Raw genomic sequence first — 21,323 nt, 5'->3', positions numbered from 1 at the left:
CCCGATAGGGGCGCGGGGAACTGCGCGACCAGCCACGACGGAGCCGCGCACACCCCACGCGCCCACCCCGACGGCGCTTGTCAGGGGCGCGGGGAACTGCGCGGGTGGCCGCGACCGAGCCGCGGACGACCGGTGAACCGCCCCCCCCACGGCGAGTGGCGCGGCAGCGTTACGGCTCGTGCGTCTCCGACTCGAGCATCCGGCGCGTAGCCGCGTCGTACACCCCCAAGTCGTCCCGCAACCCCCGCGCCCACTGATACACCCGCAGCGAGTTCTCCACGCCCTGGTCGAAGACGCCGTCGGCGTGGCCGAAGTAGAGGTACAGCTGATTCAGGCGGAGCTGGAGCTCGGTGACCTCCGCGCCCGAGGAGCCCAGCCGCAGCACCGGCCCCGCGGCCGATCCGCCGCCCCCGCCGTCACCCCCACCGCCCCCGGCCACCGTCGCCGGCGTCCGCGTCGCGTCGGCCGTGGCCGATCCGCCGCCCGCGGCCTCCGTGGCCGTACCGGACGGATCCGGCGACGCGCCGTCCGACAGTGTCGACGCCGAGACGGACGCCGACACGGACGCCGAAGCCGAGGCCGACGCGCCGTCCGTCGCCTCCGGTTCGCCCGACACCGACGCGTCCGCCGACGGCCGCGCCGAGGACGACGACGAGGGCGCCGCGGAACCGGCCGGCACGCTCGCCCGGATGTCGTCCGAGGCCGCCGACTCCCGGGTCGGCGTGTGGTAGCTGAACATGCCCTGCGACCAGCCGGCCCCCGCCAGCGCCGCGACCACCGCCACCGCCGTCACCGGCAGCGCGACCCGGCGTCCACGCCGCGCACGGTTCGCGCTCCGCGCCGCCGCCCGGCCGCCCGCGGGACTCTCGCCCCCGCCCGGCCCCGCCGCGGCCGACGCCGCCGGCACGGTGCGCAGCTGCATGGTGGCCCACTCGGACTCCTGCACGTCGCCGAGTTCGACGTACGGCCGGATCCGCAGCGGGCCGAAGTCCTCCGCCTCCGCCGCCTCCGCCGTACGCGCGTCGCGCAGGGCGTCCGAGACCTGCTGCCCGCAGGAGCACACCGGCGCGTTCCCGGCCCCCCTGGGCGCCCCGCACTCCGGACACGGGTGGTGTCCGAGCCCCCCACTCTGCTCTGTCACGCGATCATCCCTCCCCTCGTGAGCTCCACAGATTATGCAGATCGCCTTCACACGCCCCGGCCCAAGCCCCCTGCGAAGAACGGCCACCGACCGGACTCAACAGGCCATAACCGGTCACACCGATCACGATGGGAGGTGTCACGAGACCCGAGGAGGTCCTCATGGCCGACGAAGCGCCCGTCAGGACGGGGAGTGCGCCCGGCGCTCCCGCCGCGGACCACGTCTCCGGCAACATCCTCGTCTCGATCGGTGCCCTGCTGCTCGGTCTGCTGCTCGCCGCGCTGGACCAGACGATCGTGTCCACCGCGCTGCCCACCATCGTCAGCGACCTGGGCGGCCTGGAACACCTGTCGTGGGTGGTCACCGCCTATCTGCTGGCGTCGACCGCGGCGACCCCGCTGTGGGGCAAACTCGGCGACCAGTACGGCCGCAAGCGGCTGTTCCAGACGGCCATCGTCATCTTCCTGATCGGCTCGGCGCTGTGCGGCGCGGCCCAGAGCATGGCCCAGCTGATCGGCTTCCGGGCGCTCCAGGGCCTCGGCGGCGGCGGCCTGATCGTGCTGTCCATGGCGATCGTCGGCGACATCGTGCCGCCCCGGGAACGCGGCCGCTACCAGGGCCTGTTCGGCGCCGTGTTCGGCACCACCAGCGTGCTCGGACCGCTGCTCGGCGGCCTGTTCACCGAGCATCTGAGTTGGCGCTGGGTGTTCTACATCAACCTCCCCGTCGGCGTCGTCGCGCTCGCCGTCATCGCCACCTCGCTGCACATCCCGCGCCGCCGGGCCCCCCATGTCATCGACTACCTGGGCACGTTCCTCATCGCGGCGGTCGCCACCTGCCTGGTGCTGGTGGCGTCCCTCGGCGGCACCACCTGGGGCTGGGGCTCCGCGCAGATCATCGGGCTCGCGGTGCTCGGCGTCGTGCTGGCCGTCGCCTTCGTGGCCGTCGAGCGGCGGGCCGCGGAACCGGTGCTGCCGCTGAAGCTGTTCCGCATCCGCACGTTCACGCTGGCCGCCGTCATCAGCTTCATCATCGGCTTCGCGATGTTCGGCGCGATGACGTACCTGCCGACGTTCCTCCAGGTCGTCCACGGCGTCTCGCCGACCATGTCCGGCGTGCACATGCTGCCGATGGTGGTCGGGCTGCTGCTGTCGTCCACGACGTCCGGGCAGATCGTCAGCCGCACCGGCCGCTGGAAGGTCTTCCCGATCGCCGGCACCGGCGTCACCACCCTCGGCCTGCTCCTGCTGCACCAGCTCGACGAGAACAGTTCCACCGCCGTGATGAGCGTGTACTTCTTCGTCTTCGGCCTGGGCCTCGGTCTCGTCATGCAGGTGCTGGTGCTCATCGTGCAGAACGCGGTCTCGTACGAGGACCTGGGCGTCGCCACCTCCGGCGCGACGTTCTTCCGCTCCATCGGGGCGTCCTTCGGCGTGGCCATCTTCGGCACGGTCTTCGCCAACCGCCTCGGGGACAAGCTGACCGACGCGCTGCGCGGGGTCGCCCTGCCCGGCGGGCTCAGCGTGAACGGCCTGGAGGCCGACCCGCGCGGCCTCGCCGCGCTGCCGAACGCCGTCCGGCCGGCGGCCCTCGCGGCCTTCTCCTCCGCGATCACCGACGTCTTCCTGTACGCCGCCCCCGTCGCGCTGCTCGGCTTCGTCCTGGCGTGGTTCCTGAAGGAGGACAAGCTGCGCGGCTCGGTCACCGCGCCCGACGGCACGGAGACGCTCGCCAGCAATCCGGTCGAACGGTCCTCCTACGACGAGGTCTGCCGCGCGCTGTCCCTGCTCGGTACGCGGGAGGGGCGCCGTGAGGCGTACGTGGACATCCTGCGGCGGGCGGACTGCGATCTGCTGCCCGCGTCGGCCTGGCTGCTGCTGCGGATCAAGCGGCACGGGCGGGTCGAGCCGGGGGTGCTCGCCGACAACAGCACCGTGCCGTTGTCCGTGGTCCTGGAGGCGGAGCAGGAGATCGAGACCCGGCGGCTGGTCGTGCGGGAGGGCGTCGATCTCGTCCTGACCGACGAGGGGCGTGAGCTTGCGGGGCGGCTGGCGCGGGCTCGGGAGGAGGCGCTCGCGGCGTTGCTGGGGGACTGGTGGAGTGCGGATCGGCCCACCGATCTGACGCTGCTGGTGAAGGAGCTGACGGACGAGATGAACGGCTGCGACGGGGAACGGCCGCGTCCGCCGGCGGCCCGCAGCCGCTGAACTCCTGGCCGTCGGTCGGTCGTCGGTCGTCCGCGGCTCCGTCGTGGCCGCCCGCGCAGTTCCCCGCGCCCCTCGGGGGCTGGGGTCGGGTTTCATCCGCAGCTCGGTCGTGGCCGTTCGCGCAGTTCCCCGCGCCCCTTGGGGGGCTGGGGTCGTGGTGTTCCTGCGGGGCGGTGGGGCTTGGTCGCGCAGTTCCCCGCGCCCCTATCGGGGTGCCCCGATAGGGGCGCGGGGAACTGCGCGACCAGCCACGACGGCGCCGCGCATGCCCGACACACCGACCCCGACGGCGCCCGATAGGGGCGCGGGGAACTGCGCGAGCGGCCACGACCGAGCCGCGGACGGCATCCCGAGCCCAGCCCCCTCAAAGGGGCGCGGGGAACTGCGTGGGGCGGGTGTCGGGGGGTGCTCGTCGTTTACGGGCGGCGCCGCGGGCAACCCGGGTGTCAAGCGGCCCACCGGGCCGAGACACCGGAAGGCATCCATGTCCACAGGCGTGATCGTTGTTGTGATCGTGTGCGTGGTGGCCGTGCTCGCAGTAGCGGCCGCCCTGACCCTGCGGGCCCGCAGGCACCCCGGCGGGCCCAGCCTCAAGCGGCGCTTCGGGCCGGAGTACGACCGGACCGTCGCGCAGCACGACGGCGACACCGCGGCCGCCGAGCGCGAGCTCGCCGCGCGGGTCGAGCGCCATGGCGACCTGCGCAGCCGCCCCCTCGACCCCGAGCGTCGGGAGGGCTACGAGGCCCGCTGGGCCGCCGCCCAGGAGACGTTCGTCGACTCCCCGCGCGACGCGGTGACCGAGGCGGACCGGCTCCTGTCCGAACTGGCCCGGGACCGGGGCTTCCCCGACGGCGGGCAGTACGAGGAGCAGCTCGCGGCGCTGTCCGTGCACCACGCCCACCACGTGCAGGGCTACCGCCAGGTGCACGGCGTCGCCCGCACGGGCGAGGGCGGCACGGAGGAACTGCGCACGTCCATGGTCGAGGCCCGCGGGCTCTTCGAGGACCTGATCGGCGACGGCCGGACACCGGCGGACACGAAGGCCGCCGAGAGGGCCGACGCGAAGGCCGACACGAGGGCCGATACGACGGGTGACACCAAGGCCGACACCCAGGCCGACACCACGGCCGACACGAAGGCCGGATCCACGTCGGACCACGGCTGGATCATCGGCGGACACCGGCACAAGGAGGGGCGTACGACATGACCGACGTGACCCGCAAGAAGACGGACGGCCTGCCCGTCGAGCAGACCGCCGACGAGACGAGGACCGGCCGCGACGCGGAGACCATGGGCGAGACCGGCACCGACACCGGCACCGACACCTATACCGACGCCGAAACCGACACCTACACCGAAACCGACACCGGCCGTGACACCACGCTCGGGCACGAGAGCGGACTCGGTTACGACACCACGACGGACGGGTCCGAGTCGCCGAGCGCCTACGGGAGCACCGGCGAGGGCACGGCCCCGTACACCCCCGCCCCGGCAACCGCCGACGACGCCGACGAAACCGCCGGCGACGCCGCCGCCCCCCTCGTGGCCCGAGCGGAGTCCGACGAGCTCAACGACCGGATGCGGCACGCCGTGGCCGGTTTCGTGGACGCGCCCCGCGGCGCCGTCGAGGAGGCCGACCGGGTGCTGGAGGACGCGGTCGCCCGCTTCACCGAGGCCGTGACCCGGCGCCGCAGCACGCTGCGCAACTCCTGGCAGTCCACGTCCACGTCCACGTCCACCAACGGCGACGGCCGCGACGGCGAGGAGCCGACGGCCGGCGACACCGAGCAACTCCGGCTCGCCCTGCGGGACTACCGCGAGCTGGCCGACCACCTGCTCAGCCGCTAGTCGCCCCGCCCTCCGACGCCCGGCGCTCCCGCCACCGGCCTACGACCTCTTCGACGTCGTACGGCTTCTTGCCCAGCGGGGGGCCGGGCGGCGGCTTGAACATCATCTCGCGGATCTTGACGTTGACCGCCTCGACGATCTGCCGCGCGCGGTACTCGGACGGGGCGCTCAGCGCCGCTTCGAGCGCGTCCTCCGCCTCTTTGCGCAGGGCCAGCGCGGGCGGCAGCACGGAGAGCCCCTCACGGGCCATCTTCCGTCTGATCCACCACAGTTCGTCGTACGGCGTCTCGATCTCGCGGGGCAGCGGCTCGCCCGCTCCGGCCAGGTGATCGAACTCCCCGCGCCGGCTCGCGTCACGGATCTGCTTGTCGACCCAGGACTCGAACGGCACCCCGGGTGGCTTTCGCTCGGTCATGAACCCATTGTGCCGGACGTGATGGCACCGGGCGTTTTATCATGCGGCGGCGGCGCAACCCGGCCGCCCTACCCGGACGTTCAGGGGGAACGCACGTGCTCGAACTCACCATGGCCTCCGTCTCCGCGGCGGACTCGGGTGCCACGGCCGGCATGACACTGGCCGACGCGCCCAGCCAACCCGGTGCCGTGCTGCGGGTGGGCAGGGACGGGGCCGTGTGCCGTCTGGTGACACCGGAGGACTGGCTGTTCGTCTCCCGCGTGCATCTGGAGTTCCGGTGCGGGGACGACGGCACCTGGTCGGTGACATGGCTGCGCGGATCGCAGGCCGAGCCCTCCTCCGAGGTGCGCCTCGTCGTCGGCGACTACCCCCGGCCGGTGCCCTACGGCGGGACCGCGCCGCTGCCCCCGGGCGGCTCCGGCGAGGTCGTCGTCCAGGACCGCACCGGGCCGCACAGCATCAACGTCGGCTTCTACCACGAGGTCTGAGCGCGGCCCGGGCGCCGGGTCCGACCCCGTGGACCAGTCGGGTCCGACCCCGTGGACCAGTCGGGCCCGACCGCTCGGCGCCCGACCCTCGGCGCCCGACTCCGGCGCCCGACCGCTCGGGCCGACGGCGCCCGGCCGCTCAGGCCAGTACGCGGGCCAGCGCCAGGCCGTCGTACCCCTTCGCCCCGACCGTCTGGATCGCCGTGCCGTCCAGCCGGGGGTGCGAGCCGATCAGCTCGATCGCGGCCCGGGTGCCGACGACGTCCGGCGCCGTGCTGTCCGCGTCGGTCACCCGCCCCTCGCGCACCACGTTGTCGACGACGATCAGGCTGCCCGCGCGGGTGAGCCCGAGCGCCCACTCCACGTACTGCGGGTTGTTGGCCTTGTCGGCGTCGATGAAGACCAGGTCGAAGGGGGCGGGGTTCTCGTCGGCCAGCTTGGGCAGCGACTCCAGCGCCGGGCCCACCCGCACCTCCACGATCCGCTGGAGCCCCGCCCGCGCGATGTTGCGCACCGCGACCTCCGCGTGCCGGGCGCTGTACTCCAGCGAGATCAGCCGGCCGTCGGCGGGCAGCGCGCGGGCCAGCCAGATGGTGCTGTAGCCGCCGAGGGTGCCGATCTCCAGGATGGTGCGCGCGTTCTGCAGCTGCGCGAGCAGGTGCAGCAGCTTGCCCTGGGCGGGCGTGACCTGGATGGCGGGCAGGCCCGCGGCCTCGCTCTCGCGCACCGCGGCGGTCAGGGCCTCGTCCTCGGGCGCGAGGTGGGTGGTGAAGTAGTCGTCGACGTCGTCCCAGAGCTGCGACTCGCTCATCGGGCCACTGCCTTCCTGCGTAGGTCGATGCTGGCTAGTTAGCCTAACGAACTGCTGACTGTCCGCGTTCCGGGTAGGCGTGTCCCGTGATGCGGACGATGCACAGGTTCAGTGTGATTCATGCCCCGGTCGCGGAGGCGCCGGAACCGGCGGCGGACTATCGTCATCCGGACAAAAGAGGAGCGGACGTCAGGTGAAGCGGGGGTAGCCTGCGTCCCTCTCCAGAGGGTGGTGCGGACCGCACAGGGCCTGCTCAGACCACCCACAGCGTGACCACATGACCGACGGGGCGGGAGGCCGACGAGGCGTGGCGAACGTTGAGCACAGTGGGCGACCGGCGAAAGCCTTCGGAGCGACAGCCGTGGGCGGGGCGGCCGGGCCACGGCTGCGCGCCGCCCGCCTGGGCCTGTGGCTGCTGGCCGGAATGCTCGCCGTACGGCAGCTGGCGGTGGTCCTGGGCAGCCCCCGGGGCGATCGCCTGACGGACCTGGAGACCTGGGTCGGCCCCCAGGGCGTCCTGCACGTGAAGGGCTCGCTGTACGACTCGACCCGGTTCAACGGCACCCCGTTCGCCGGCCTCGTCCTCAAACCGCTCACCCGGGCGGCCGAACAGGCCCTCGGCTGGGGCTGGACCTTCGGCACGCTGCTGCTCGTCGTCGGCGTCGGCCTGGTCGCCGCCCGCGCCCTGCCGCAGCCGGTCGGCCGCCGCACGGTCCAGTTCGCCGCGCCGGTCGCGATCAGCCTGCTGATGCTGTCGCTGCCCGTGCGCAACACGATATGGCTCGGCCAGACCAGCGTCATCCCGGTGCTGCTGGTCCTGCTCGGCTGCTTCACCGTGCGCGGCGAACGCGCCGGCGGCGCGTTCATCGGCCTCGCCGCCGCCCTCCAGCCGACCCTGCTGCTGTTCGCCCCGCTGCTCTGGTTCACCGGCAGACGCCGGGCCGCGCTCGCCACCGGCGCGACCTTCGCCGCCGGCACCGCGCTCGCCTGGGCCGCGCTGCCGCACGACTCGTACACCTACTGGGTGCACCACATGGCGGGCGCCGGGCTCGGCGGCCGGGCCGACGCGCTCGGCAACCAGTCCCTGCACGGCGCGCTGCTGCGCCTCGGCCTGTCGGGCCCGCTGGAGATCGCCCTCTTCCTCGCGCTCGGCGCCGCCGTCGCCGTCCTCGGCGTGCGCCGCGCCGTGGGCTACGCCCGCGACGGCCAGCTGCTGCTCGCGGTCGCGGTCACCGGCTGCGCCGCCATCGCCGTCTCGCCCACCACCTGGCAGTACCAGCTGCTGTGGGTGCTGCTCGCGGTGGTCGGCCGGGTCGGCAAGCGGGCCTCGGACCGGTTCCTGTGGCCCGTCGCGGTGATCCTCGTGGTGACACTTCCGGCCAAAATGCTGCTGCCGAACATGTCGTCCCTGTACTCGGTACGCGACAATGTGGTCCTGCTGGCCGCGCTCGCCGCCGCGACCGCCGTCCCCTTCCTGACGCGCGCCTCGCCGTACTACCTGAACCCGGTCCCCACGCGCTACGCCGCCCCCGTCCCGGCCCGCTTCCGGCACGTGCCGCTGGTGCCGTTCCTGCGCCGGGTGCTCAGCCGCCCCAACCTGATCCTCGAACTGCTGCTGATAAGGGTCACGTACGCCGCCTACGCGCGGGTCCGGCTCGCGGCGACCGGCGGCAGCAACTCCGCCGGCCGCCACACCGCCGAGTACCACGGCCACCAGGTGCTGTCCGCCGAGCGGTTCCTGCACATCGACATCGAGCACTGGGCCAACCACGCGGTCGTCAAGGTCGGCTGGCTGCGCGACTTCTTCGACTTCTATTACGAGTCCTTCCACTTCGTCGTGCCGCTGACCGTGCTCGCCGTCCTGTACTGGCGCCGCCCGGTCGACTACCGCTGGGCCCGCTCCTCGCTCGGCTTCGCCACCCTGTTCGCCCTGGTCGGCTTCTGGCTCTACCCGCTCGCCCCGCCCCGCCTGATGCCGAACCTCGGCATGATCGACACCGTGCACGGCGTGCAGGACTTCTCCAAGCCCGACTACGGCACGCTGACCGCCCTCACCAACCAGTACGCCGCGATGCCCTCCCTGCACTTCGGCTGGGCGCTGTGGTGCGGCCTGGTCATCGCGATCCTCGCGCCCAAGTGGTGGATGAAGGCGCTCGGCCTGCTGCACCCGCTGTTCACGGTCTCGGCGATCGTCGCCACCGGCAACCACTGGGTGCTGGACGCGGTGGGCGGCGCGGCCGTCGTCGGCGCGGGCTTCGGGCTGAGCTACCTGCTCCAGGGCCCGCGGGCCCGCTCGCTCACCCCGGAGCCGCGCGCGAGCGAGGCACTGGAACCGGCGACGGCCGGGAGCTGACCGGCGTTCCGAGTGCGCCCCCTACCGCGGGGCGCACTCGAACCACACCGTCTTCCCGGCGCCGGGCCCGCGCACCACGCCCCACTTGTCGACCACCGCGTCCAGCAGCAGGAGCCCGCGGCCGCACTCGGCGTCGTCGTCCGGCGCGCCGGGCACGGCGGGCAGCCGGGGGCTCGTGTCGGACACCTCGCCCCGCACCCCGCCCGCCAGCCGGGACAGCACCAGCGCGCATCTGCGGTCCGGCACATGCCGTACGACGTTGGCGACCAGCTCGGTCATCGCCAGCTCCACGGCGTCCGTGAGCGGGCTCAACTCCCATTCACGCAGCAGCGATCGGACGATCCGGCGGATGTGCCGCGCCGAGTGGTCGCCGACGACCAGCCGCATACCGTACTGAGCCGGAGCGGGGCCCAGCAGGGTGGGGGGAAAGTAATCGTTCACGGTACGAGGTTGTCGGCGGGTGACTACTCTGGGCTACCGATCGGATACAACATCTCCGCCTGTGAGCGGAGTCGAGTCGTACCCGGAGGGCCGCACGTGACCCACATCAACGTCCTCGACCCCGGCGCCTCGCCGCTGGACTACTACGGCTTCGAACTGCGCCGGCACCGCGAGGCGGCGGGGCTGACGCAGAAGCAACTCGGCGAGATCGTCAACTACACGGGGTCACTCGTGGGCCAGATCGAGACGGCACGGCGGGTGCCGACGCCGGAGTTCAGCGAACGGGTGGACGCGGCGCTGGGCACGGACGGACTGCTGTCCCGGCTGGTGGAGCTGGTGCTGCGCAGCCAACTTCCGGCGTGGTTCCAGCAAGTGGCCGCGCTGGAGGCCAGGGCCACCGAGATCTGCACGTTCCAGACGTTCGCGATTCACGGCCTGCTGCAGACCAGGGCGTACGCCGGGACGGTCCTCGGCGCCCTGGACCAGACCGAGTTGGACGACCGCACGGCGGTGCGGCTGGCGCGCCAGCGCATCCTGGAGAAGGACGAACCGCCCGTCCTGTGGGCCATCCTCAGCGAGGCCGCCCTTTATCAGGAAGTCGGTGGCTCCGAGGTGATGCGCGAACAACTGGCGCACCTGTTGTCCTTCGAGCACAGCCGCAGCGTCAACGTGCAGATTCTGCCGTTCTCGGCCGGTGCGCACGCGGGATTTCAAGGCTCGTTCAACATCTACCGCTTCACCGGCGACCCGGCCATCGTCTACACGGAGGGCTACGGCATCGGGCACCCCACCGCGAATCCGAACACCGTCCAGGACTGCTCGCTCCGTTACGATCACCTTCAAGCCTCCGCGCTGTCGCTCAGGGACTCCGCGGAGTTGATCCGGCGCCTGATGGAGGATCGCTATGGAGAACGGCTGGCGTAAGTCGAGCTACAGCGGCGACCAGGGCGGCGATTGCGTAGAGATCGCCGAACTCCCGGGCGCCACCGTAGCCGTACGCGACTCCAAGAACCCCACCGGACCGCGGCTGTCCCTGAAGTCCCCCTCCTTCTCCCGGTTCCTGGAGTGGGCTACAGCCGCTGAATGATCGTCCCGGTCGCCAGCCCGCCGCCGGCGCACATCGTGATCAGGGCGAACTCCTTGTCCGCGCGCTCCAGTTCGTGGAGCGCCGTGGTGATGAGGCGGGCGCCCGTCGCGCCGACGGGGTGGCCGAGGGCGATCGCGCCGCCGTTGACGTTGACCTTGTGCAGGTCCTGCTCGAAGACCTGCGCCCAGCTGAGCACGACCGACGCGAAGGCCTCGTTGATCTCGACGAGGTCGATGTCCTTGAGGGTCATGCCCGCCTTGCCGAGGACCGCGTTGGTCGCGTCGATGGGGCCGTCGAGGTGGAAGTGGGGGTCGGCGCCGACCAGCGCCTGCGCCACGATCCGGGCCCGGGGCCGCAGCTTGAGCGCCCGTGCCATCCGCTTCGACGCCCACATCACGCAGGCCGCGCCGTCGGAGATCTGCGAGGAGTTGCCCGCGGTGTGCACGGCCGTCGGCATCACCGGCTTCAGCTTCGCCAGCGCCTCCATGGACGTGTCGCGCAGCCCCTCGTCCTTGTCGACCAGCCGCCACATGCCCTGCCCGGCGCGCTGCTCGTCCTCGGTGGTGGGGACCTGGACGGCGAAGGTCTCGCGCTTGAAGCGCTCCTCGGACCAGGCGATGGCGGCGCGCTCCTGGGAGAGCAGGCCGAGCGCGTCGACGTGCTCGCGGGTCAGGCCCCGGTGCCGGGCGATCCGCTCGGCGGCCTCGAACTGGTTGGGCAGGTCCACGTTCCACTCGTCGGGGAACGGCTTGCCCGGACCGTGCTTGGAGCCGGAGCCCAGCGGCACTCGCGACATCGCCTCGACCCCGCAGGACAGCCCGACGTCGATGACGCCGGCCGCGACCATGTTGGCCACCATGTGGGAGGCCTGCTGTGAGGAGCCGCACTGGCAGTCGACGGTCGTCGCCGCCGTCTCGTACGGCAGCCCCATCGTGAGCCATGCGATCCGCGCGGGGTTCATGGACTGCTCGCCGGCGTGCGTCACCGTACCGCCGACGATCTGCTCGACGCAGTCGGCGGGTATCCCGGTGCGGCCCAGGATCTCGCGGTAGGTCTCGCCCAGGAGATAGGCGGGATGCAGATTGGCGAGCGCGCCGCCGCGCTTGCCTATGGGGGTGCGTACGGCTTCGACGATCACGGGCTCCGCGGCCATGGGGGGTGCGTCCTCTCCTCGGTCGACCCGCGCGGCGCGGGCGTCCCGGCCACCCGCCACGCAGAACTAGTACGCGTTCTAGTTCTGTGTGCAGTCTGCTCACTGGGTGAGACGGCCGCAAGGGTCGTGCAGCCGCCGAAGTGGTGATCTGCACGAACTCCGCACCGAAATCGGCGTGTTGCATGTCTTGCCACTTGTAGAACCCGTTACTACCTTCACCGCACTATCTGATGGAGCGTCAGAACGGTGGGAGTCGCCGATGCACTGCCCAGCGCTGCCCGAGGGGTTCGACCTCACCGACCCCGACCTGCTGCACCACCGTGTCCCGCTGCCCGAGTTCGCCCAGCTGCGTCAGTCCGAGCCGGTCCGCTGGATCCCACAGCCGCACGGGTTGGCCGGATTCGACGACGACGGCTACTGGGCCGTCACCCGGCACGCGGACGTCCGGTACGTCTCCACCCACCCGGAGATCTTCTCCTCCTGGCTCAACACCGCGATCATCCGGTTCGGCGCGCACATCGAGCGCGACGCGATCGACGCCCAGCGGCTGATCCTGCTCAACATGGACCCGCCGGAGCACACCCGGGTCCGGCAGATCCTGCAACGCGGCTTCACCCCGCGGGCGATCCGCGCCCTGGAGGAGCGGCTGCGCAACCGGGCGGGCGCCATCGTCGAGGCCGTACGGCACCGCTCGGACCCCTTCGACTTCGTGACCGAGGTCGCCTGCGAACTGCCCCTGCAGGCCATCGCCGAACTCATCGGCGTACCCCAGGAGGACCGGGCGAAGATCTTCGAGTGGTCCAACAGGATGATCGCGTACGACGACCCGGAGTACGCCATCACGGAGGAGGTCGGCGCGGAGTCGGCCACCGAGATCATCGCCTACGCCATGAACATGGCCGCCGAGCGCAAACGGTGCCCGGCCCACGACATCGTCTCCACGCTGGTGGCCGCCGAGGGCGAGGGCAACCTCAGCTACGACGAGTTCGGGTTCTTCGTGCTGATGCTCGCGGTCGCGGGCAACGAGACCACCCGCAACGCGATCACGCACGGGATGCACGCCTTCCTGACCCACCCCGACCAGTGGGAGCTGTACGTCAGGGAGCGGCCGTCGACCGCGGCCGAGGAGATCGTCCGGTGGGCGACCCCGGTGAACTCCTTCCAGCGCACCGCCACCCAGGACACCGAACTCGGCGGGGCGCGGATCAGGAAGGGGGACCGGGTCGGCCTGTTCTACGCCTCCGCCAACCACGATCCCGAGGTCTTCGAGCGGCCGGACGAGTTCGACGTCACCCGCGATCCGAACCCCCACCTCGGCTTCGGCGGGGGAGGTCCGCACTACTGCCTGGGCAAGTCCCTGGCGGTGCTGGAGATCGACCTGATCTTCCACGCGATCGCCGACGCCATGCCCGGCCTGAAGGCGGCCGGCGATCCGCGGCGGCTCAGGTCCGCGTGGATCAACGGCGTCAAGGAACTCCGGGTCAGCGTGGGCTGACCCGGCGCGCACCCGGGCCGACGGCATCCCGGCGCCGTCGGCCCGTCCCCGAGGGAGGCAGGTGCGATCACATCCCCCGCCCCCGCCCCTGCCTCCCCCCGGGACGCGGCCGCGCGGAGCCGTCCGCGGCCGTCCGCGGGAACGCCGAAGGCGGCGGTTCCCTCGGGGGGAACCGCCGCCTCAAGGCCGCGTGATGCCGGGGTCGGCTCAGTACCAGTGGTGGGTCTGCCAGAAGGACCAGGCGGCCGCGGGGCTGCCGTAGCGCGAGTTCATGTAGTCCAGACCCCACTTGATCTGGGTCTTGGCGCTGGTCTGCCAGTTGCCGCCGGCGCTGGCCATCTTCGAGCCCGGGAGGGCCTGGACGAGACCGTACGCACCGGAGGAGGAGTTGGTCGCGGTCACGTTCCAGCCGCTCTCGTGCGAGACGATGTTGCTGAAGGCGTTGTACTGAGCGGCGTCCGGGATCATCTGGTGCGCGATCGCCTGAGCCTGCGACGCCGAGTCGGCCGAGGCGGCCTGGGCGGGGGCCGCGGTCAGCGCCAGACCGGCGGCGGCAGCAGCCACGGCGGTGGTGGCGAGGGCCTTCTTCGGGGACGCGATGCGGCGGATGCGGGAGATGAGCACGGGAAACCTTTTCTTCGGGGACAGGGAGTCGCTGTGTGCCGTGAGCACACGCTGAGCGGCCCTGGCATACGTCGGTGCCGCGGCCCTGGTGGGCTCGTCGGCACCCGGCGACGTCATCCAGAGAACCAGGCTCGAAACCTGTCCGCAATGACCCCCTTTACTAGTTGTGGCCGGATCCGGGGGAATCGTCCGCTCTGTGGCGTGGCTCTCAACCCCCAGGTCAGCGGGGGTGTCGCCCCGGACATATCGGACAAATTGCTCTACGATCCCGGATCGTAGGTGACCTGGCTCATGTGGGCCTCTTCACCGGTCGCGCGACCCTGCGTGGCGGGGTGCTCGGCGGTCGGTGACGGGCCGGGCACCTCGAACGTGACCGCGGTCTCGAAGGCGGCCCGCCGGGTGGCCCGGCGCAGCGCCCGCAGCACCGCCGGGCCGAGGCTCAGGGTCAGCGCGACCGTGACCAGGGCCCGGCCCAGGTCCCAGCCGAGGGAGGTGGCCGCGCAGTAGGCGACGAAGCGGGCCAGGTTGGCGGGGACGGCGGCGTGCGGGTCGAAGGAGATGCCGGAGGCGAGGGTGCCCATGAAGGGCCACCCGGCGAGGTTCATGACGGTGCCGTAGGCGAACGCCGCGAGGAAGCCGTAACAGGCGAGCAGCGCGTACTCGGCGCGGCCGCGCAGCCGGTCGGGGCCCGGCAGCACCCCGGCGCCCGCGGTGAACCAGCCCATCGCGAGCATCTGGAACGGCAGCCAGGGGCCGACCCCGCCGGTGAGCAGCGCGGACGCGAACATCGTCACCGAGCCGAGGACGAAGCCGAAGCCCGGCCCGAGGACCCGGCCGCTGAGCACCATGAGGAAGAACATCGGCTCGATGCCGGCGGTGCCGGCGCCGATCGGGCGCAGCGCGGCGCCGGTCGCGGCGAGCACGCCGAGCATGGCGACGGCCTTCGGTCCGAGCCCCGACTCGGAGATCGTCGCCGCGACGACGGCGACGAGCAGCACGAGCAGCCCCGCGAAGAGCCAGGGCGCGTCCTGGGAGTGCGCGTTGATCGCGGAGTCGGGCGGCGCGAGGAAGGGCCACCCGAAGGCGACGACGCCGACGGCGCTGACGAGCGCGAGGGAGGCCAGCGACCGCGGCCCGAGCCGGACGACCCGGGCGCGGACGCCCCGCGCGCTGCCCCGCGTGCTGCCCCGCGGGCGGCTCGGGGTGGGGTTCGGCGTGAGCTTCGGTGTGGGGCTCGGTGTGGGGCGGGTCATCGGAGGGCCTCGCGGACCTGGGCGACCGTGAGCCACTGGCCCGGCGCGAGGATCTTCGCCACCTGCGGTGCGAAGGAGGGCGACGAGACGACCACCTCGGCGGTCGGGCCGTCGGCGATCACCTCGCCGTCCGCGAGCAGCACGACCCGGCGCGCCAGCTCGGCCGCGAGCTCCACGTCGTGCGTCGCCAGCACGATCCCGTGCCCGTCGGCGGCGAGGGCGCGCAGGATGTCGACCAGGCGCGCCTTGGCCGCGTAGTCCAGTCCGCGGGTCGGCTCGTCGAGCAGCAGCAGCGGCGGGCGCGCGGTCAGCACCACGGCGAGCGCGAGCACCAGCCGCTGCCCCTCGGACAGGTCCCGGGGGTGGGTGTCGTCGCTCACCCCCGGCAGCAGCCCGGCCACCAGCGCCCGGCACGTGCCCGGTGCCGCCCCGGCGTCGTGATCGGCGGCGGCGCACTCGGCGGCCACGGTGTCGGCGTACAGCAGATCGCGCGGCTCCTGCGGCACCAGGCCGACGTGCCGCACGAGCTCGCGCGGCGGCGTCGCGGCGGGCACCACCGGGCCGACGGTCACGCTCCCGGCCTGCGGCCGCACCAGCCCGGTGAGCGCGCCGAGCAGTGTGGACTTGCCGGCCCCGTTGCGCCCCATGAGCGCGACGATCTCCCCGGGCGACACGTCGAGCCCGGCCCCGCGCAGCGCGGTGACGCGTCCGCGGCGGACCTGCAGGTCGCGGGCGTCGGCGAGCGCGCCGAAGGGGCGCGGGGAACCGTGCGACCGGCCCCCGTCGGCCCGCCGGGAAACGCGCGACCAGAACGTCCGGCCGGACCGCGGGCGGGGACTCGCGGCCGTGGTCTCCGGCGGGTGCGTCGTGGCCGGTCGCGCGGTTCCCCGCGCCCCTTCGGTGGGCAGGCGGTCGCGGAGCGGTGCCGCGCGGCGGCGGGCGTCGCGGACGGTCAGGGGGAGAGGGGTCCAGGCGGCCAGGCGGCCGAGGGCCACCACGGGCGGGTACACGGGGGACACCGCCATCACCTCGGCCGGGGCGCCCACCACCGGGGCGGCGCCCGGCTCCGGGAGCAGGACGACGCGGTCGGCGTACTGGATCACCCGCTCCAGACGGTGCTCCGCCATCAGCACCGTCGTGCCGAGGTCGTGCACCAGACGCTGGAGGACCGCCAGAACCTCCTCCGCCGCGGCCGGGTCGAGCGCCGACGTCGGCTCGTCGAGGACCAGGACCCGCGGATGCGGGGTGAGGACCGAGCCGATCGCGACCCGCTGCCGCTGCCCGCCCGACAGCGTGCCGATCTGCCTCCCGCGCAGGTCGGCGAGGCCCAGCAGGTCGAGCGTCTCCTCGACCCGGCGCCGCATCACGGCGGGCGCGAGCCCCAGCGACTCCATGCCGTAGGCGAGTTCGTCCTCGACCGTGTCCGTCACGAAGTGGGCGAGCGGGTCCTGGCCCACCGTGCCGACCACGTCGGCGAGTTCGCGCGGGCGGTGGGTGCGGGTGTCCCGCCCGGCGACGGTGACCCGGCCGCGCAGGGTGCCGCCGGTGAAGTGCGGCACGAGCCCGCTCACCGCGCCCAGCACGGTCGACTTCCCCACCCCGGACGGGCCGACCAGCAGCGCGAGTTCACCCTCCGGCACCTCGAAGTCGACGTGCCGCACGGCCGGTTCGGCCACACCGTCGTACGTGACGGAGACGTCCTCGAAACGGATCACGACGGCTCCTTCGGGGCGGGGGCGACGAACGCGGGGATCAGGCCGAGCAGCACGGCGGCGGCCGGCCACAGCGGCAGGGCCGGGGCGACGAGCGGTACGACACCGGGGGAGAGGGCCGACGGGTCGCTCGCGGCGGCCCAGCTGACCAGCGCGGCCACGGCGACACCGGACCCGGTCACCAGCCAGGCCCGGACCCCGAAGCGGTCGGGGCGGTACCGGGTGCGCGGCGAGCGGCGGCCGCCCAGCCGCAGCCCCGCGAGCGCGGCGGCGACCCCGGCGAGCAGCAGCGGCAGACCGTAGGTCCCGCCCGCCGCCGTGAGCAGCCCGTACGTCCCCGCGCACACGCCGAGCAGCCCGCCGAGGGTGAGCGCGGCGGTCGTACGGCGCACCGGCGCGGGCACGTCGGCGGTGCGGCCGTACCCGCGCGCGTCCATCGCCGCGGCGAGGGCGACCGAGCGTTCCAACGCGCCCTCCAGGACCGGCAGTCCGACCTGGGCGAGTCCGCGCAGGCCCCGGTCGGGACGCCCGCGCAGCCGCCGCGCCGCCCGCACCCGCCGCACGTCGGCGATCAGATGCGGCGCGAAGGTGAGCGCGACGACGACGGCCACGCCGGCCTCGTACAGCGCGCCCGGAAGGGACTTGAGCAGCCGCGAGGGCGCGGCGAGCGAGTTCGCCGCGCCGACGCAGACGAGCAGCGCGGCGAGCCTGAGGCCGTCGTAGAACGCGAACAGCAGCCCCTCCGCGGTCACTTCGCCGCCGATCCGGATGCCCTGCGCCCAGTGCGGCAACGGCACCTCGGGCAGCGTGAGCAGCACATGGGTGCCCGGGATCGCGGAGCCGAGCAGCGTGGCGAACACCAGCCGGATCAGCAGCACCGTGAGCCCCAGCCGCACGAACGCCGGATACGCCGAGCCCGCGACCGTACGGCAGGTGGCGACGACATACGCCGACACCGCGAGCAGCAGCCCCAGCAGCAACGGATTCGTCGTCCGGGTGGCGGCCGTCCCCATCCCGAGCGCCCAGGCCCACCAGGCCCCGGGATGCACGGCGCCCTGAAGGGGCGCGGGGAACCGCGCGACCGGCCCGGACGGCGCCGAGGCCGATCGATGTCCTTCGGCACCCCGCCCGGCGGCCCGCTCAGCCATGACGCCGTCGCCGGCCCTGCCACACCGCCGCCGCGGCCAGCACGGCCACTCCCGCGGCCCCGGCCACCAGGCCCACCGACGGCCCCGATCCACCGGATCCACCGGATCCACCGGATCCACCGGATCCACCGGATCCACCGGATCCACCGGATCCGCTGGATCCGCTGGATCCGTTCGTGGCCGGTGCCGAGGCGGTCGCCCCCTTCGAGACCCCCGACACCTGCTCCCCGCACCCCCGCGCCGGATATCCCGCGATGGCGCAGAGCAACGCGTTCGTGTCGTAGCGCAGCGGCTTCGCCACCGAGGCGAGCGCCTCGGCCGCCGTCGCCCCGGACGGCACCCGCGCGCACGCGGTGCGCCGCGCGGGCGGCGTCTCGCCGGAGGGCGCGTCGGCGGGCGTACCGAAGTCGAGGACCAGGCCCACCCGCTTGCTGCCCGCCTTCGCGGGCGTCCCGGCGCAGATCGCCGCGAAGTCCGCATGACCCCGCGGCCGCGTCGCGTCGTTCGAGTCCACGCTCACCGCGAAGCGGAAGCCCTCGACATCGCCGTCGGAGGGCCGCGCGGTCGACGGGCCGACGGTCGCGTACACCCAGTGGCCGCCGTCGCGCTCCCAGAAGGACCAGTAGCGGTACCCGGTGGCCCGCGCCTGCCCCGCGCCGCACAGGAGCAGCAGCGCGGAGAGCAGGACGGCGGCGGAGCGCCGCAACGGCAGGGCCGCGCGGCACGGCGGTATCGCGGCGCGGCCGGGCGGCACGGACGTGCGGCGCGGGCTCACTTCTTGCGCTTCCCGCCGCGGCCGCTCAGCAGGAATCCGACGCCGATGCCCGCCACCAGGCCGACGCCGACGATCCAGTACACCGCCGCACCGGAGGAGTTGTCCTTCGCCACGTCCGTCGCCGAGGCCTCCTTGGGCGCGGCGACCGGCGCCGGACCCGTCGCGGCGAGCTCGTCGACGAGGTCCGCGCCGCCGAAGTCGCGCGGGTCGGCGCCCATCGCGTGCGCGGCGAGGATCAGCTGCGCGTACGCGGCCGGGCCGCTCTGCTTCGCCCAGGCCGCCGCGTGGCCCTCCAGCCAGGTGTACGGCCGCTTCGCGGCGTCCGTGTCGCCCTGCGCGGCGAGCGCGACGACCGCGTCGGCGGTGTTGCCGTAGTCCGGCTGGTTCTTGGCGCCCGGCAGCGCGGACGTCAGGTGCCCGGTCGCGGTGGTGGCGCCGGCCAGGTACGCGGCGCCGTTCTGGGCGACCTGCGCGGCGGTGGGCTGCTTCGCGCTCGCGCAGCCGCCGTTGCCGGTCTCCTTGCCCGCGCTCGTCACGAAGCCCTTGCCGAGCGCGCCGAGCACACCGGCCGCGGTGGCGTCCGCGTTGGCCGCGAGCGCGCCCTTCTTGTCCGGCTGGTAGGCGAGCGCCCCCGCGCCGTCCTTCGCGTCGCAGGGCAGCGACCAGCCGGCCAGCGCGTCGTACGGCGTCGCGGTGCCCTTGACCACCGAGGCCGGGTCCTCGCCCGCGGCCTTCAGCGCGCCGATCACCACGGAGGTGGAGTTGGTGTCGCTGGCGCCGCCGGGCGTGTAGCCCCAGCCGCCGTCCTTGTTCTGCACGGACTTGAGCCAGCCGACCGCCTTCGCGGTCGCGCCGCCGTGCCCGCCGAGCGCGGCCAGCGCCTGGACGGCGGCGGCCGTGCTGTTGGTGTCGACCATCACCTTGGCGTCGCAGGCGGCCGTCGGGGTGGCCCGGTACGCGGCGAACGCGCCGTTCGCGCACTGCTGTCCGGTCAGCCAGTCCACCGCCTTCGCCGCGGGGTGCTGGCCCACCGTGTGCTGCGCGAGCAGCGCGAGGGACTGGCGCCAGACGCCGTCGTAGGTCGGGTCGGCGGTGCCGAACAGGCCGGAGGGGAGCGCGGCGGACGGCGAGGGGGAGGCGGTGGCGGCGGTCGCGGACGGCGCCGCCCCGGCTGCGATCACGGCTGCGGCGGCGAAGACCGCGGCGCTGCGGCGGACGTTCATGGGCGGTGGTGCCTTCCCCTGGGGGGAGCCGGGCGGCAGCACCGGGACGGCCCCGGGCGGCGGCTCGACTCCGTAGACCTCGACGGACGAGCCGTTTCACGGACCGTACGGGGCAGTCCGGCTCACGGAACCCTGCGCGGGACCGCTCACGGTTGCGGGTCAGCGCCGGATTTGCACCGGCTTCCCCCCGTACGGGTGTGATGACGACGGCGCCACTCTACCGGCCCGTATCTCCCGCACTGTGGGGCCCCTGTGCCGACGCGCGGGCGGGGGTAGGTTGCGGTCATGACGATCACGGGGAGTTCTGCCGGGGAGGGCCCGTGGGCGGGGAGTTCGGGGGCGGGGAGTCCGGCCGTGGGGAGTCCGGTCCTGGGGCGGCTGCTCGGCTCGGGGCGTTCGGCCGACGTGTACGAGATCGACGAGGCGTGGGTGCTGCGCCGGGACCGCGAGGGATGGGGCGACGCGGCCGCCGAGGGCGAGGTCATGGAGCACGTGCGCGCCCATGGCTACCCGGTTCCCGCCGTCCGGCCCGCCGGCTCGCGCACCGATCTCGTGCTGGAGCGGCTGACCGGGCCGACCATGCTCCAGGCCTGCCTGACCGGCGAACTCGGCCCCGCCGAGGCCGGATCGATGGTCGCGGGACTGCTGCGCGCCCTGCACGAGGTGCCCGCCCGCCGCTCCGCGGACCCCGCGGACCGCGTACTCCACCTCGACCTGCACCCGGACAACGTGATCCTGACGCCCGGCGGTCCCCGGGTGATCGACTGGTCCAACACCGAGGAGGGCGGGCCGGGGCTGGACTGGGCGATGTCCGCGGTGATCCTCGCCCAGGTCGCGTCCGGCGACGACCGACTGGCCGCCCCGGCCCACGAGATGCTGACGGGCCTGCTCGCCGGCCCCTCCCCCCTCACCGCCCCGGACCTGGCCGAGGCGCTGCGCCGCCGCGCGGCCAACCCGACGATGAGCGCGGGGGAGGTGGCGGCGCTGGGGACGGCCGAGACCCGGGTCCGAGGCCTCCTGGGGTGGGACCGGGCGAGTTCCTGATGCGGGGCCTCCTGGGGTGGGACCGGGCGAGTTCCTGATGCGAGGCTTGCTGCGGTGGGATCGGCTGAGTTCCTGATGCGGGGCTTCCTGCGGTGGGGCCGGCCG

20 protein-coding genes and 1 riboswitch are annotated in these 21,323 nt (G+C 73.5%); of the genes, 9 read left to right on the top strand and 11 right to left on the bottom strand.

The genetic code is table 11. The features are described 5' to 3' along the window. Window positions 1-169: 169 nt before the first annotated feature. Window positions 170-1,141: a peptidoglycan-binding domain-containing protein gene (locus WN71_RS43235; protein ID WP_046583115.1), complete on the bottom strand. Its 972-nt coding sequence runs from the start codon at window positions 1,139-1,141 to the stop codon at window positions 170-172. A 161-nt stretch (window positions 1,142-1,302) separates the two neighbouring features. Here WN71_RS43235 and WN71_RS14715 point away from each other — a divergent pair, with 161 nt between their 5' ends. From WN71_RS14715 to WN71_RS43230, 3 genes are all read left to right on the top strand, one after another. Next, window positions 1,303-3,348 (top strand): MDR family MFS transporter, encoded by a 2,046-nt coding sequence (locus tag WN71_RS14715; RefSeq protein WP_046583113.1) that lies wholly within the window; start codon window positions 1,303-1,305, stop codon window positions 3,346-3,348. 484 nt (window positions 3,349-3,832) lie between these two features. Beyond that, complete coding sequence (locus tag WN71_RS14710; RefSeq protein WP_240529659.1) at window positions 3,833-4,555, top strand: hypothetical protein; 723 nt, start codon at window positions 3,833-3,835, stop codon at window positions 4,553-4,555. After that, entirely contained in the window at window positions 4,552-5,196 is a 645-nt protein-coding gene (locus WN71_RS43230) for a hypothetical protein (protein WP_046583111.1), read from the top strand. Before WN71_RS14710 ends, WN71_RS43230 begins: the two co-directional genes overlap by 4 nt. Here the strand turns inward: WN71_RS43230 and WN71_RS14700 are convergent. Further along, window positions 5,186-5,611, bottom strand: coding sequence for a DnaJ family domain-containing protein (locus WN71_RS14700; RefSeq protein ID WP_046583109.1), 426 nt, complete (start codon window positions 5,609-5,611; stop codon window positions 5,186-5,188). The two genes, WN71_RS43230 and WN71_RS14700, sit on opposite strands and share 11 nt — an antisense overlap. Window positions 5,612-5,706: 95 nt before the next feature. Here WN71_RS14700 and WN71_RS14695 point away from each other — a divergent pair, with 95 nt between their 5' ends. Continuing rightward, window positions 5,707-6,099: an FHA domain-containing protein gene (locus tag WN71_RS14695; protein ID WP_046583107.1), complete on the top strand. Its 393-nt coding sequence runs from the start codon at window positions 5,707-5,709 to the stop codon at window positions 6,097-6,099. 139 nt (window positions 6,100-6,238) lie between these two features. On the opposite strand, the gene WN71_RS14690 is transcribed toward WN71_RS14695, so the two are convergent. Then, entirely contained in the window at window positions 6,239-6,910 is a 672-nt protein-coding gene (locus WN71_RS14690) for an O-methyltransferase (protein ID WP_046583105.1), read from the bottom strand. Window positions 6,911-7,217: 307 nt separating this feature from the next. On the opposite strand from WN71_RS14690, the gene WN71_RS14685 reads away from it, so the two are divergent. Beyond that, complete coding sequence (locus tag WN71_RS14685; RefSeq protein ID WP_046583103.1) at window positions 7,218-9,263, top strand: bifunctional glycosyltransferase 87/phosphatase PAP2 family protein; 2,046 nt, start codon at window positions 7,218-7,220, stop codon at window positions 9,261-9,263. Between the two features lie 21 nt (window positions 9,264-9,284). On the opposite strand, the gene WN71_RS14680 is transcribed toward WN71_RS14685, so the two are convergent. Beyond that, a complete protein-coding gene (locus WN71_RS14680; protein ID WP_046583101.1) occupies window positions 9,285-9,704 on the bottom strand; it encodes an ATP-binding protein in 420 nt (139 codons plus the stop codon). Between the two features lie 96 nt (window positions 9,705-9,800). Between WN71_RS14680 and WN71_RS14675 the strand changes: the two genes are divergently transcribed. Both WN71_RS14675 and WN71_RS39795 read left to right on the top strand, forming a co-directional pair. Further along, window positions 9,801-10,628 (top strand): helix-turn-helix domain-containing protein, encoded by an 828-nt coding sequence (locus tag WN71_RS14675; RefSeq protein WP_046583100.1) that lies wholly within the window; start codon window positions 9,801-9,803, stop codon window positions 10,626-10,628. Then, window positions 10,609-10,791: a DUF397 domain-containing protein gene (locus tag WN71_RS39795; RefSeq protein ID WP_079177864.1), complete on the top strand. Its 183-nt coding sequence runs from the start codon at window positions 10,609-10,611 to the stop codon at window positions 10,789-10,791. Before WN71_RS14675 ends, WN71_RS39795 begins: the two co-directional genes overlap by 20 nt. On the opposite strand, the gene WN71_RS14670 is transcribed toward WN71_RS39795, so the two are convergent. Further along, a complete protein-coding gene (locus WN71_RS14670) occupies window positions 10,775-11,944 on the bottom strand; it encodes a steroid 3-ketoacyl-CoA thiolase (RefSeq protein ID WP_046583098.1) in 1,170 nt (389 codons plus the stop codon). The two genes, WN71_RS39795 and WN71_RS14670, sit on opposite strands and share 17 nt — an antisense overlap. A 259-nt stretch (window positions 11,945-12,203) precedes the next feature. Between WN71_RS14670 and WN71_RS14665 the strand changes: the two genes are divergently transcribed. Further along, complete coding sequence (locus WN71_RS14665; RefSeq protein WP_046583097.1) at window positions 12,204-13,439, top strand: cytochrome P450; 1,236 nt, start codon at window positions 12,204-12,206, stop codon at window positions 13,437-13,439. A 207-nt stretch (window positions 13,440-13,646) separates the two neighbouring features. On the opposite strand, the gene WN71_RS14660 is transcribed toward WN71_RS14665, so the two are convergent. The 6 genes from WN71_RS14660 to WN71_RS14635 all read right to left on the bottom strand — a co-directional run bounded on the left by WN71_RS14660 (window position 13,647) and on the right by WN71_RS14635 (window position 20,174). Next, window positions 13,647-14,063 carry an aggregation-promoting factor C-terminal-like domain-containing protein gene (locus WN71_RS14660; RefSeq protein WP_046583095.1) on the bottom strand — a complete coding sequence of 139 codons (417 nt, stop codon included), beginning with the start codon at window positions 14,061-14,063 and terminating at the stop codon, window positions 13,647-13,649. A 260-nt stretch (window positions 14,064-14,323) separates the two neighbouring features. Next, the gene (locus tag WN71_RS14655; protein WP_079177863.1) at window positions 14,324-15,316 is read right to left on the bottom strand and encodes an ECF transporter S component; all 993 of its coding nucleotides are present in this window, start codon (window positions 15,314-15,316) and stop codon (window positions 14,324-14,326) included. Further along, window positions 15,313-17,031 carry an ABC transporter ATP-binding protein gene (locus WN71_RS14650; protein WP_046583093.1) on the bottom strand — a complete coding sequence of 573 codons (1,719 nt, stop codon included), beginning with the start codon at window positions 17,029-17,031 and terminating at the stop codon, window positions 15,313-15,315. Before WN71_RS14650 ends, WN71_RS14655 begins: the two co-directional genes overlap by 4 nt. Then, window positions 17,028-18,176: an energy-coupling factor transporter transmembrane component T gene (locus WN71_RS14645; RefSeq protein ID WP_079177862.1), complete on the bottom strand. Its 1,149-nt coding sequence runs from the start codon at window positions 18,174-18,176 to the stop codon at window positions 17,028-17,030. The genes WN71_RS14650 and WN71_RS14645 overlap by 4 nt, the downstream gene beginning before the upstream one ends. After that, on the bottom strand, window positions 18,169-18,909 hold the full coding sequence (locus WN71_RS14640) for an SCO2322 family protein (protein WP_240529663.1): 741 nt from the start codon (window positions 18,907-18,909) through the stop codon (window positions 18,169-18,171). The genes WN71_RS14645 and WN71_RS14640 overlap by 8 nt, the downstream gene beginning before the upstream one ends. Before the next feature lie 38 nt (window positions 18,910-18,947). After that, window positions 18,948-20,174, bottom strand: a complete 1,227-nt coding sequence (locus WN71_RS14635; protein ID WP_046583090.1) for a prenyltransferase/squalene oxidase repeat-containing protein — start codon at window positions 20,172-20,174, stop codon at window positions 18,948-18,950. A 110-nt stretch (window positions 20,175-20,284) separates the two neighbouring features. Beyond that, a riboswitch (cobalamin riboswitch) is annotated at window positions 20,285-20,361 on the bottom strand. Window positions 20,362-20,528: 167 nt separating this feature from the next. Between WN71_RS14635 and WN71_RS14630 the strand changes: the two genes are divergently transcribed. Continuing rightward, entirely contained in the window at window positions 20,529-21,218 is a 690-nt protein-coding gene (locus WN71_RS14630) for a phosphotransferase (RefSeq protein WP_046583088.1), read from the top strand. The last annotated feature ends 105 nt before the right edge of the window (window positions 21,219-21,323 follow it).

Origin of the sequence: Streptomyces mangrovisoli, assembly GCF_000974985.2 — a bacterium.
In the GTDB taxonomy this organism is placed as follows: Bacteria; Actinomycetota; Actinomycetes; order Streptomycetales; family Streptomycetaceae; genus Streptomyces; species Streptomyces mangrovisoli.
Note: the sequence above shows the minus strand (reverse complement) of the source record. Positions and strands in the feature narration are given on the sequence as shown.

Bases quoted from the DNA above. Each gene is read 5' to 3' on its own strand.
- WN71_RS14715 (WP_046583113.1), top strand. From the start codon at position 1,303: ATGGCCGACGAAGCGCCCGTCAGGACGGGGAGTGCGCCCGGCGCTCCC.
- WN71_RS14710 (WP_240529659.1), top strand. From the start codon at position 3,833: ATGTCCACAGGCGTGATCGTTGTTGTGATCGTGTGCGTGGTGGCCGTG.
- WN71_RS43230 (WP_046583111.1), top strand. From the start codon at position 4,552: ATGACCGACGTGACCCGCAAGAAGACGGACGGCCTGCCCGTCGAGCAG.
- WN71_RS14700 (WP_046583109.1), bottom strand. From the start codon at position 5,611: ATGACCGAGCGAAAGCCACCCGGGGTGCCGTTCGAGTCCTGGGTCGAC.
- WN71_RS14690 (WP_046583105.1), bottom strand. From the start codon at position 6,910: ATGAGCGAGTCGCAGCTCTGGGACGACGTCGACGACTACTTCACCACC.
- WN71_RS39795 (WP_079177864.1), top strand. From the start codon at position 10,609: ATGGAGAACGGCTGGCGTAAGTCGAGCTACAGCGGCGACCAGGGCGGC.
- WN71_RS14670 (WP_046583098.1), bottom strand. From the start codon at position 11,944: ATGGCCGCGGAGCCCGTGATCGTCGAAGCCGTACGCACCCCCATAGGC.
- WN71_RS14665 (WP_046583097.1), top strand. From the start codon at position 12,204: ATGCACTGCCCAGCGCTGCCCGAGGGGTTCGACCTCACCGACCCCGAC.
- WN71_RS14655 (WP_079177863.1), bottom strand. From the start codon at position 15,316: ATGACCCGCCCCACACCGAGCCCCACACCGAAGCTCACGCCGAACCCC.
- WN71_RS14645 (WP_079177862.1), bottom strand. From the start codon at position 18,176: ATGGCTGAGCGGGCCGCCGGGCGGGGTGCCGAAGGACATCGATCGGCC.
- WN71_RS14635 (WP_046583090.1), bottom strand. From the start codon at position 20,174: ATGAACGTCCGCCGCAGCGCCGCGGTCTTCGCCGCCGCAGCCGTGATC.